The following is an 11,212-nucleotide window of genomic DNA, read 5'->3' on the forward strand; positions in this document are numbered from 1 at the left end:
CCTATTGCAGGACGAGATTGGTGAACAATACCTGTTCGATGACAGTCTGGCCGGTCAGTTTCTTCGCCAGCTCCTGAACCTTGCTGGTGGCCTGCTGACGCAGCATCTCCTTGCCCACCGGCGTCAGGAGGCTGTTGAAGTCCTGGCCGGAAAACAGCATCACCAGCTGGTTGCGGACCTGCGGCAATTGCGCCTTGAGCGCATCCATCTGCGCCTGGTCGCGCCCCATCAGGGTCACCGTGACCTGCATGTAGCGCTGGCGACCATCGGCGTTGTAGTTGACCACGAAGGCCGGCACCAGCGCCTGGTAGACCGCCGCCAGATGCACGGGTGCCGCCGGAGCGGCCGGCGCGGCGTGTTCGGGCTCGGCGCTCTTCTTGCCGAGCAGGAACCAGGTCGCGCCCACCGAGGCGCCAATGACCAGCAGCAGGGCCACGACGATGATGATGATGAGTTTGAGCTTGCCCTTGCCCTTGCCTTCCGCGGCTGCACCCTCTGCCGCAGGGGCCTGCTTCTTCGCCATAAGTGCTCGACCGAATCCTGTGCTGCGCGTCACCCCTGTTGGGTGACGCAGCTAACCTATTGATACAAGGGGGATATAGCAGGTGCGGCCGAGGCTGTCACCTGGCAGCCGGCGGCCCGTCACGCGTAGTAGTCGACCAGACTGCGCGCCGCGAGCGTCGCCGCGCCACGGGTTTCCGCGACATTCGCCACCGCTTCGTCCTCGCTCCCACCCGCGCCACGGCTACCGCGACGCGAATTATCGCTCTGACCGCCCTGCTGCGACTGCTGCCAGGCCTGACCGGACGACTGATCGGAAACGTTGACGTTGGCGAGGTTCATGCCCTGCTGGGCGAAGAGTTCGCGCAGACGCTGGCTGCCATTGTCCAGCGCCTCGCGCACGTCGGCGTGGGGACTGGCGAAGGTGACCTGGGTCTGGTCCTGGGTCATGTCGATCCGCACCTCCAGCTTGCCCAGTTGCGCCGGCTCCATCTGGATGTCGGCGGTCTTGAGATTCTGGCTGGACATCCACATGACCTTGTCGACCACTGCCTCGCTGAAGTTGCCTGCCTGCGGGCTGAGCGGCTGGCCAGGCACCGTGGCCGTGACCGGGCGAGCTGTCGCCGCGGGCGTGCTGAGGGCTTGCGACAGGGCGGTGAGTTTGTCGGCGAAGGCATCGGTCTTGCTCGGTACCGCCGCGTCCTGTCCATCACCCTTGTCCAGGGTCGCGGCCAGGGCCGCGCTGGCCGCCTGATCCGCCGCCGGAGCGGGGGCGCCATCAGCCGGCAGCAGGCCTTGCAGCTGCGTGGCCGCCAGGTTGTTGGCGTTGGTAGCGGCCTTGGCGGCGTCACCCTGTGCCTGGGGCACCTGCCCCAGCAGTTGCGCCAGACCGTCGTCCGCGGCCTGCTGCTCGCCAGCCTTGGCCGGGGCCGCCGTTGCGCCGGTCCCCACCCCCGTGGCGGTCGTCTGGGCTACGGTAGCCACGGCAGCGCCCAGCAGCGCCGCCGGATCCAGGGCCTGGGTGGTGGCGGTGGCAGCCGCTTCCGCCGCCGTCCCGGTCGGCAGCTGAGGTGCAGGTGCAGGCGTGGCCACGGGTTGCGGGAACTGGCCGGTCATGCCGAACATGAACAGCGGATCCAGTAGCGCAGCTACCGGCGCCTTGGCGTCTTCGCCCTGGGCCACCGGCAAGGTCTTGCCGCCATCGTCGGCAGCGGCTGCCGACTCCTCGCCACTCTTGGCGGTGCTGTCGGCCTGGGGCTTGGCGTCCGCGGTGCGGTCGTCATCGCCGGAGCGCTTCACTCGGTCATCGCCCTCCCGGGCCCGCCCGGCTTCGTTCTTGCGCGCCTGGGTCGGGGCCTTGCTGTCGCTGGTGTCGCGCGGCTTTTCGCTGCGGACCGGCTCACGTGGCTGCTCCTGGGCAAAGACATCGGCGAACCGCTCCTGGGCTGCCGGGCGATCCTGGGAGGGGGTCTTGGCCGCCGCCCGGCCGGTGCCGGCTGGAGAGGTGGCGGTATTCAAAAGAAAATCGGGCACGACGGCCATGGAGAGCTCCGAACGACGGGTTTCCGGGTATCTAGCAAGTTGCGCGCCAGCTGGAAACGCCAGCGCTTTGACGAGGTCAGCCCGCGTAACGTTGCCGCTCGACCTTGAACAGGATGCGGACAATGGCGAATTCGCGCTCCATGGCGGAAACCCCCATGGCCAGTTCAGCGGTGGTCGCCCGGCGCCGCGCACCCTCCTCCACGTCCCGACACAGCCGGGCCAGGGGCGCGGCGCCCATGTTGCCGGCGCTACCCTTGAAGCTGTGCGCCAGCTGGCGGACCTGCTCGGTATCGCCACCGATTACGCTGCGCTTGAGTTCGGCGATGCGCTCTTCGCAATCGAGCAGAAAGGTTTCGATGAGATCGACGTACTCCTCCTCCATGCAGTCGCGCAGGGCGGCGAGCGTTTCCGGATCGAGATGGGAGGAAAACATCGGCATTCTCACTGAGCAAAAGAAGGAACGAAGGCGGGGGCTGGCCTAGATATAGGTCGAGCGCGCCCGCTGGGCGTATTCGTCCATCTGTTTCTGTTCGCGCTTGTCCTCGACCTGGCGCTGCTCCTGGCGATAGCGCTCGACCAGCTTGCGCAGGCCTTCGAGGCGGGCATAGCGCTCCTGCCACTGGGTGCGTGCCTTGGCCACTACGTCGCGGTGCCACTGGGCGTTGCGCTCCTGCTGGCCGATCGCCTCTTCCAGCTGGCTGAGAAAGCGCTGATAGCCGATCAGCCACTGCCCGGTGACGCCACGGCTGCCATTGACCACCAGGCGCTGCTGGTAATCCTCGCGATAGCGCTGCAATTCACCCAGCTTGAACTCGGCCTGGGCCAGTTGCTGCTGGCATTGTCCCAGGCGCTGGGCGGCGTCGCGCTCGTCGCGCTCGCTCATCTCCACCACCGGACCCAGACGCTCGGCTCTGCCTTTCATGATCTATCAGCCTCCCAATACGGCTTGGAGATTGGCGGAACTCTGCTCCAGCGATTCGCTTTCGCGCAGGCCCTGGCGCAGGAACTGCTGCATGGGCGCATAGCGGGCGATCGCCAGATCGGTTTCGGCATTCCCGCCGGGCACATAGGCACCGACGCTGAGCAGGTCCTTGGCCTGCTGATAGAGCGACCAGAGCTGCTTGACGCGCTGGGCGTTGCGCAGATGCTCCGGGCTGACCACCTGGGGCATGACCCGGCTGATGGACGCCTCGATGTCGATCGCCGGATAGTGCCCTTCCTCGGCCAGTCGCCGCGACAGCACGAAGTGACCATCCAGCACACCACGCGCCGAGTCGGCGATGGGGTCCTGCTGGTCGTCGCCTTCCGAAAGCACAGTATAAAACGCCGTGATCGAACCCCCACCTTTTTCTGCGTTGCCGGCCCGCTCCACCAGGCGCGGCAGCTTGGCGAATACCGACGGCGGGTAGCCCTTGGTGGCCGGCGGCTCACCGATGGCCAGGGCGATCTCCCGCTGCGCCTGGGCATAGCGGGTCAGGGAATCCATCAGCAGGAGCACGTTCTTGCCCTTGTCGCGAAAATATTCGGCGATGCGGGTGCAGTACATGGCCGCGCGCAGGCGCAGCAAGGGCGCATCGTCCGCTGGCGAGGCCACGACCACCGCCCGCTTGATGCCCTCCTCGCCCAGAATGTGCTCGATGAACTCCTTCACCTCGCGACCCCGCTCGCCGATCAGCCCAACCACGATGATCTCGGCCTTGGTCAGCCGGGTCATCATGCCGAGCAGCACGCTCTTGCCCACGCCGGTACCGGCGAACAGGCCGAGACGCTGACCGCGACCTACCGTCAACAAACCGTTGATGCTGCGGATGCCGACGTCCAGGGGCTCGCTGATGGGCTCGCGCTTGAGCGGATTGATGGTGGGGCCATCCATCGGCACCCAGTCTTCGGCGCGCATGCGGCCCTTGCCGTCCAGGGCATTGCCCAGGCCATCCAGCACCCGCCCCAGCATCGACATGCCCATCGGCAGGCGGCCGGTATCCGGCACCGGCACCACCCGGGCGCCGGGCGCGATGCCGGCCAGACTGCCCACCGGCATGAGAAAGGTCTTGTTGCCGTTGAAGCCCATCACCTCGGCCTCGACTTCCACCGGCTGATAGCCCCCGCCATTGATCAGCCGGCAGCGACTGCCTACGGCGGCGCGCAGGCCTTCGGCTTCCAGAGTCAGACCGACCATGCGCAGCAGGCGGCCTTCGATCACCGGCTGCTGCTCCACCCGGATGGCTTCATCGTAGCCGCTGAGGCGGCGTTCGAAACTCAGACGCTCAAGACGCATGGGAGGCATCCTCGATGTCGATGTGCAGATCGGCTTCCTGGGGTTGGGTCGCCTGGTGGCGCTGCTGTTCGGCCAGCTGGGTCAGCGCCTGGGTCAGGCGGGTCTCGATGCTGGCATCGATGACGCTGCTTTCGGTCTCGATCCGGCAACCGCCAGGCATCAGGGTCTCGTCCTCAAGGATGCGCCATTTTTCCTCGTGGCGGTCACGCAAGGCCTTCATCAGCTCGAAGTCCTGGGGGCTGACCTGGATGCGGATATTCTCGGCACCCATGGGCAGCAGCTTCAGCGCCGTGCGCACCACCTGACCCAACTGACTGGAGTCTAGCGTGAGTTCGCGCTGGATGACCTCGCGGGTGATATGCCGGACCAGCTGCACCATGCCGGCTTCCAGGGCCTGGTCCTGCTCGCCGATGGGATCGAGCAGATGACTCATCAGGGTTTCCAGGCTGGCGAGGCGAGCGGTCAGCGCCGCCTCGGCTTCCTGGCGCGCCTTGAGCTGGCCAGCGTGGTAACCGTCGCGCTCGCCGGTGCCGAAACCCTCGTTGTAGGCCTCCTGGCGGATCGCCTCCAGCTCTTCGAGGGTGATCGGCTGGACCTCTTCGACCGGGACCTCTTCGATCTGGGGCACCGGCTGGGGCTCGGGCTGGTGCTCGGCTGCCGCGGGCACAGGGATCTCTGCAGGCGCGTCGAAGCTGTCGAAGGCTGGCAGTCGCCAGACGTCGAAGGCTTCCAGATCCCGCGCCCTGATCAGTTCGCTCGCCGCTTCTTTGCTCATTACCTGTCCGTCAGAAAACCGCTACTGACCAGACCTTAGCAAAGCACAGGCCAATCCCGGCAAGCCGTCAAACCATTTCCTCGCCACCCTTGCCGCCGAGCACGATCTCGCCAGCATCGGCCATGCGGCGGGCCACGGCGAGCACCTCTTTCTGCGCCCCCTCCACCTCGGACAGTCGCACCGGCCCCTTGGCTTCCAGATCGTCGCGCAGCAGCTCGGCCGCGCGCTTGGACATGTTGCGGAAGAATTTCTCCTTGATGCCCTCGTCGGCGCCCTTGAGCGCCAGCACCAGCACATCCGAGGACACCTCGCGCAAGAGCGCCTGGATGCCGCGATCGTCGACATCGGACAGGTTGTCGAAGACGAACATCAGGTCCTCGATCTGCCCCGACAGATCCTGATCCGCATCGCGGATCGCATCCATCAGCGGGCCTTCGACCGAGCTGTCCAGGTAGTTCATGATGTCGGCGGCGCGCTTCACGCCGCCCAGAGCGGTACGGGTGGTGCTGGCGCTGCCGGAGAACTGCTTCTCGAGGATCAGGTTCAGCTCCTTGAGCGCCGCCGGTTGCACGGTGTTCAGCGAGGAGACGCGCAGGACGATATCCAGGCGCACCTTGTGATCGAAATGGCCAAGGACTTCGGCCGCCTGGTCGGGATCCAGGTAGGCCACCACGATGGCCTGGATCTGCGGGTGCTCGTAACGGATCACGTCCGCCACCGCCCGTGGTTCCATCCATTTCAGACTGTCCAGGCCGCTGGTGTTGCCGCCCAGCAGGATGCGGTCGATCAGGCCGCTGGCCTTGTCCTCGCCCAGGGCCTGGGTGAGCATCTTGCGGATGTAGCCGTCGGCGCCCACGCCCAGACTGGTCTGATCGCCCACCACCTCGATGAAGTCGCCCAGCACCCGCTCGACCTGCTCGCGGTTGACGTTGCGCATCTGGGCCATGGCGGTACCGACCTTCTGCACCTCCTTGGGCCCCATGTGGCGCAGGATCTGCGCGGCATCGGCTTCGCCCAGCGACAGGAGGAAGATCGCGGCCTTCTCTACCTTGGAAAGTTGCGCTTCATTCGTCGCCATTGATCCAATCCTTCACTACCTGGGCGACACGGCCCGGATCATCGTTGACCAGCTGCTTGATGGCGGTCAGTTGAGCGTCATAGCCCTCGCTCGGGCTCGGCAGCAAAAGCGGCGCCGGACCGGCCAGGCTCACCTTGTCGTCGGCCAGATCGTCCGCCAGGCCATCCAGGCCGCCGGCGCCCAGGGCCCCGGCACCACCGGCAGCGGCCAGGGCGGCGGCGTCCTTGGTGTTGCCACCGGACAGATTCTTCAGCACCGGACGCAGCACCCCAAAGACTAGCACCAGGATGAAGAGGACGCCGAGGGCCTGCTTGACCACGCCCCAGAACCAGGGCTGCTGGTAGAAGGGAATGCTCTCGATCTCTTCCTGCTGCACCGGGGCGAAGGGCGCGTTGATCACGCTTACGCTGTCGCCACGGCTGGCGTCGAAGCCCACGGCATCCTGTACCAGACGGGTGAAGCGAGCCAGGTCTTCGGGGGTCCAGGGCTGATGGCTGACCTTGCCGGCCGCATCGACCTTGACCTGATCGTCCAGTACCACGGCGACGGAAAGCCGACGCAGACGGCCCTGCTGCTGACGGGTATAGCTGATGCTGCGGTCCAGCTCGTAGTTACGGGTGTTCTGCTCACGCTTGTCGGTCGGGTACGGCAGGGTCGCCGGCAGGCTGGTCTTGCTGTCGTAGATGTACTGGTCGTTGGCGTCGCGCAGCGGCTGGCCCGGAGCGATGTAGTTGGCGCCGCCACCCTGGGCACCGGCCTTCTCCGGCGTCGAGGACGGACCGGGCGGCTGGTTGGACAGTGCACCCGGCACGCCCTGGGCGCCCCCGCCGGAAGTCTGACGCTGCTCGCTGTTCTGCTGCTCGCTGCGCAGGGCCGGCTGATCCGGATTGAACTGCTCGGAGGTCGACTCCACGGCATTGAAGTCCACATCGGCGGCCACTTCGGCCTTGAAGCGGCCGCTGCCCAGCACCGGCTGCATGATGTTCTGCACGCGCTGGGTCAGGGAGCCTTCCATCTTGCGGGTGTAGTCCAGCTGCTTGCCGGCGATCGACAGCTCGGAGAGATTCTGCTGGTCGGACAGCAGCTGGCCCTTCTGGTCGACGATGGTGACCTGGGACTTGTCCAGTTCCGGCACGCTGGTGGCGACCAGATTGATGATGGCCATGACCTGACCGGCATCCAGGGTACGGCCGGGATACATCTCGACCAGCACAGAAGCGCTCGGCTTGCGCTCGTCACGGACGAACACCGAACTCTTCGGGATCGCCAGGTGCACCCGGGCGCCCTTGATGTTGTTGAGGCTGGAGATGGTCCGGGCCAGTTCGCCTTCCAGGCTGCGCCGATAGTTGGCCGCTTCCATGAACTGGCTGGTGCCCAGCGGCTGCTCCTTGTCCAGCAGCTCGAAGCCGACGTTGCCATCGGAGGCGGTAATGCCGGCCGCGGCCATCTTCATGCGCGCCCGGCCGAGGTCATCGGACTTGACCAGCAGGGCGCCGGAATTCGGATCGACCTTGTAGCCGATGTCGGCCGCGCCCAGGGCCTGCAGGACCTGATTGGCGTCCAGGCCGTTCATGCTGGTGTACAGCGGCCGGTAGTCCGGCTGCTGGGTCCAGAGCACCACGGCAAAGCCCAGGGCGACGCTGGCGGCCAGGCCGATCAGCAGCCCCATCTGCCGCAGCAGCGGCATGTCGGACAGGTTGTCGAGAAAGCTGAGACCCAGCAGCGACTTCTTGGGCTTGTCTTCAGCCTCGGGCTTGGTCGTCGGGACGGGTGCGTTGGTGAGAGCTTCAGCCATTTTCTAGACCGTCCTCAAATCGACATTTGCATGATGTCTTGGTACGCCTGAACGAACTTGTTGCGTACCTGGGTCAAGGCCTGCACGGAGATGCTGGCCTTCTGCGAAGCGATCATGACTTGAGTGAGGTCGACGCCACCCTGTCCCAGCTCGAAGGCCTTGGCCATCTCACCGGCGGTCTGCTGGGTCTCGTTGACGGAGCCCACGGCCTTGCTGAGCATGTCGGCGAAGCTCGGACCCTGGACCTGTTCCGCGCCAGCAGCCGGAGCTACGACGGCTTTCGACCGGGCCATGGCTTCGGTCTGCATGGAACGCATTTCCAGCATCAACCGATTGAACTCGACACCTTGAACCATTTGCTCTGCTCCTCTGGCACGGGAAATTGACGCCGTACCCACTCGTGTCAGAGATAGAGCAATGCCTGTGCCAGGTCCTAAAATTCCAGCCAAAACAATGGCTTGAGAAAAAGGCGCAGAGAGACGGTTAAAGTTTGCCGAAAATCAGTCGACGCTGAGCAGTTCGCGGTTGCGCTGCAGCAGGGCCTTGCCGATGCCCTTGACCTCGAGCAGCTCGTCCACCGAGGCAAAGGCGCCATGGGCCTGGCGGTGGTCGACGATCGCCTGTGCCTTGACGGCCCCTATCCCCCGCAGCCGTTGCAGCGCGGTGACGTCGGCGACATTGATGTTCAGGGGTGCCAGGCTGGCATTCGAGGCAGGCTTGGCTGCAGCACCCGTGCCAGGCTCACAGGCATTGGCCCAGGGACCGAACAGGGCCAGCAACGTCACTATCCAGACGAATCTCATAGAGGAACCTCCGTGTTCCGCTGTTTGATCCGGAGAGCTTAACGCAAAGGGTCAGGCGGTCAACTCACCAGAGACCCTGCCTGCGCACGCTCGGTCTGGAGCGCCAGCAGGGTCTGGCGAACGCCCTGGCGCCAGTCGCTGGGCGGGATGCCGAAGTGCTGCTCCAGCGCGCTGGAATCCAGCATGGAATAGGCCGGGCGCTTGGCCAAGGTAGGAAATTCGGACGTGGCGATGCCGGTGATGAGCGGCGCCCGTTCCAGCATGCCCAGCTCCTCGCCGGCATCAATGATGTAGCGCGCGAAGTCGCACCAGCTCAGGCCGCTGTCGCCGCCGAAGTGATAGAGGCCATAGGCCGTCTGCTCAGGCTGGGCTTCGGCCTGGACGGCGATCTGCAACAGCGCATCGGCGATGTGACCGGCGTAGGTCGGGCAACCCACCTGGTCGCTTACCACCCGCAGTTCGTCGCGATCGGCAGCGAGCCGCAGCATGGTCTTGAGGAAGTTGTTGCAGTGTTCGCTGAACACCCAGGCGGTTCTCAGCACCACCGAGCGCGGACAGGCGGAGAGCACGCGGTTCTCCCCTTCCAGCTTGGTCATGCCGTAGACCCCGGACGGGCTGACCGGATCCTCGACCTGGTAGGGTTCGGTGGCGGTGCCGTCGAACACATAGTCGGTGGACAGGTGCAGCAGGGCGATGCCGGCGGCGCCGCAGGCCTGGGCAAGAACCATGGGGCCTTCGATATTGCCACGGGCGGCGATCTCGGGCTCCTGCTCGGCCTTGTCGACCGCCGTGTAGGCGGCCGCATTGATCACGACGTCCGGAGCGAACCGCTCGAGATGGCTGGTTACCGAGCCTTCGTCAGCGATATCCAGAGTGGCACGTCCATGGGCCTCCCATGCCAGTTCTGAACGCTGAAGACGATCGGTCAGACAGCGTCCGACCTGACCGTTAGCTCCGGTAACCAGTATCTTCATCTATACAGCTCCGCCAATCGAAGGCCTTGTGCATCTTTGGCGGACAGGATGGGATCCGTTACCCGCCAGTCGATATTCAGATCCGGATCATTCCAGATCAAAGACCCTTCATCAGAGGGATCGTAATAATCTGTGCACTTGTATTCAAAATCAGCGGTTTCCGAGAGCACCACGAAGCCGTGGGCCAGGCCCGGCGGTATCCAGAGCTGGCGCTTGTTGTCTTCCGAAAGGATCTCGGCGACCACGTTACCGAAGGTGGGCGAACCGCGACGGATGTCGACGGCCACATCCAGTACCTCGCCGCGCACGACGCGCACCAGCTTGCCTTGCGGCTTGCTGCGCTGGAAATGCAGACCACGCAGCACGTTCTGGGCGGAACGCGAATGGTTGTCCTGCACGAACGGCAGGGTGATCCCCGCCTGCTGGGCATAGCGCTCCGCCTGGAAGGACTCCAGGAAGAAGCCGCGGTCGTCACCGAAGACCTTGGGTTCGATCAGCTTGACGTCCGGGATCGCGGTATCGAAGACCTGCATCAGTCCTGCTCCTTGCACAGCCGCGCGAGGTACTGACCGTAACCGGTCTTGCTCAGGGCTTCGGCCTGCATGGCCATCTGCTCGCAAGTGATCCAGCCTTTCTGGAAGGCAATCTCTTCGAGGCAGGCGACCTTCAGACCCTGACGCTTCTCGATGGTCTGGACGAAGTGGCCGGCTTCCAGCAGGGCGTCGTGGGTACCGGTATCCAGCCAGGCGAAGCCGCGGCCCAGCAGGGAAACGTTCAGCGAGCCACGGCGCAGGTACTCGTTGTTGACGTCGGTGATTTCCAGCTCGCCACGGGGCGACGGCTTGATGTTGGCGGCGATGTCCAGCACGTCGTTGTCGTAGAAATACAGACCGGTGACGGCATAGTTGGACTTCGGCTTCTTGGGCTTCTCTTCGATGCTCAGGGCCTTGCCCTGCTCGTCGAACTCGACGACACCGAAACGCTCGGGGTCGGCGACGTAGTAGCCGAAGACGGTAGCGCCGTGATCCACGCTGGCAGCCTTGAGCAGCGTCTCGCTGAAGTGCTGACCGTAGAAGATGTTGTCACCGAGGACCAGGCAGACGTTGTCATCACCGACGAATTCGCGACCGATGATGAAGGCCTGGGCCAGGCCGTCCGGGCTGGGCTGCTCGGCGTAGCTCAGCTGCATGCCGAAGTGGCTGCCGTCGCCGAGCATGCGCTGGAAACCGGGCAGGTCGGCCGGCGTCGAGATGATCAGGACTTCCTGGATACCGGCCAGCATCAGCACGGACAGCGGATAGTAGATCATGGGTTTGTCGTAGATCGGCAGCGACTGCTTGGACACGCCCAGGGTAATGGGGTGCAAACGGGTACCGGAGCCACCGGCCAGCAGAATTCCCTTGTATTTGCTCATGGCAATCGTCCTCTGAAAATTGACTGTTGCTGTCGGTCGGACACGCCCGCGGGCG

At 64.9% G+C, this 11,212-nt stretch carries 13 protein-coding genes; all 13 read right to left on the reverse strand.

Annotation, left to right across the window (positions count from 1 at the left end):
- Position 1: 1 nt before the first annotated feature.
- Positions 2 to 523, reverse strand: a complete 522-nt coding sequence (gene fliL, locus QMX82_RS17745) for a flagellar basal body-associated protein FliL (protein ID WP_208691998.1) — start codon at positions 521 to 523, stop codon at positions 2 to 4.
- A 119-nt stretch (positions 524 to 642) separates the two neighbouring features.
- On the reverse strand, positions 643 to 2,043 hold the full coding sequence (locus QMX82_RS17750; RefSeq protein WP_282286019.1) for a flagellar hook-length control protein FliK: 1,401 nt from the start codon (positions 2,041 to 2,043) through the stop codon (positions 643 to 645).
- Between the two features lie 76 nt (positions 2,044 to 2,119).
- Positions 2,120 to 2,476, reverse strand: a complete 357-nt coding sequence (locus QMX82_RS17755) for an Hpt domain-containing protein (RefSeq protein WP_282286021.1) — start codon at positions 2,474 to 2,476, stop codon at positions 2,120 to 2,122.
- 45 nt (positions 2,477 to 2,521) lie between these two features.
- Complete coding sequence (fliJ, locus tag QMX82_RS17760) at positions 2,522 to 2,965, reverse strand: flagellar export protein FliJ (RefSeq protein WP_133862397.1); 444 nt, start codon at positions 2,963 to 2,965, stop codon at positions 2,522 to 2,524.
- A gap of 6 nt (positions 2,966 to 2,971) precedes the next feature.
- The gene (fliI, locus tag QMX82_RS17765) at positions 2,972 to 4,318 is read right to left on the reverse strand and encodes a flagellar protein export ATPase FliI (protein WP_017642072.1); all 1,347 of its coding nucleotides are present in this window, start codon (positions 4,316 to 4,318) and stop codon (positions 2,972 to 2,974) included.
- A complete protein-coding gene (fliH, locus tag QMX82_RS17770) occupies positions 4,308 to 5,093 on the reverse strand; it encodes a flagellar assembly protein FliH (RefSeq protein ID WP_282286024.1) in 786 nt (261 codons plus the stop codon). Before fliH ends, fliI begins: the two co-directional genes overlap by 11 nt.
- Before the next feature lie 67 nt (positions 5,094 to 5,160).
- On the reverse strand, positions 5,161 to 6,171 hold the full coding sequence (gene fliG, locus QMX82_RS17775) for a flagellar motor switch protein FliG (protein ID WP_208692004.1): 1,011 nt from the start codon (positions 6,169 to 6,171) through the stop codon (positions 5,161 to 5,163).
- The gene (gene fliF, locus QMX82_RS17780; protein ID WP_282286027.1) at positions 6,158 to 7,966 is read right to left on the reverse strand and encodes a flagellar basal-body MS-ring/collar protein FliF; all 1,809 of its coding nucleotides are present in this window, start codon (positions 7,964 to 7,966) and stop codon (positions 6,158 to 6,160) included. Before fliF ends, fliG begins: the two co-directional genes overlap by 14 nt.
- 14 nt (positions 7,967 to 7,980) lie before the next feature.
- Entirely contained in the window at positions 7,981 to 8,322 is a 342-nt protein-coding gene (fliE, locus tag QMX82_RS17785; protein ID WP_208692006.1) for a flagellar hook-basal body complex protein FliE, read from the reverse strand.
- 144 nt (positions 8,323 to 8,466) lie between these two features.
- A complete protein-coding gene (locus QMX82_RS17790; protein ID WP_208692007.1) occupies positions 8,467 to 8,769 on the reverse strand; it encodes a ComEA family DNA-binding protein in 303 nt (100 codons plus the stop codon).
- A 59-nt stretch (positions 8,770 to 8,828) separates the two neighbouring features.
- Positions 8,829 to 9,743, reverse strand: a complete 915-nt coding sequence (rfbD, locus tag QMX82_RS17795; protein ID WP_208692008.1) for a dTDP-4-dehydrorhamnose reductase — start codon at positions 9,741 to 9,743, stop codon at positions 8,829 to 8,831.
- Positions 9,740 to 10,276 carry a dTDP-4-dehydrorhamnose 3,5-epimerase gene (gene rfbC, locus QMX82_RS17800; protein WP_208692009.1) on the reverse strand — a complete coding sequence of 179 codons (537 nt, stop codon included), beginning with the start codon at positions 10,274 to 10,276 and terminating at the stop codon, positions 9,740 to 9,742. Before rfbC ends, rfbD begins: the two co-directional genes overlap by 4 nt.
- On the reverse strand, positions 10,276 to 11,157 hold the full coding sequence (rfbA, locus tag QMX82_RS17805; RefSeq protein ID WP_208692010.1) for a glucose-1-phosphate thymidylyltransferase RfbA: 882 nt from the start codon (positions 11,155 to 11,157) through the stop codon (positions 10,276 to 10,278). The genes rfbC and rfbA overlap by 1 nt, the downstream gene beginning before the upstream one ends.
- Between the last annotated feature and the right edge of the window lie 55 nt (positions 11,158 to 11,212).

Origin of the sequence: Pseudomonas sp. PS02302 (assembly GCF_029959585.1) — a bacterium.
In the GTDB taxonomy this organism is placed as follows: Bacteria; Pseudomonadota; Gammaproteobacteria; order Pseudomonadales; family Pseudomonadaceae; genus Chryseomonas; species Chryseomonas aestiva.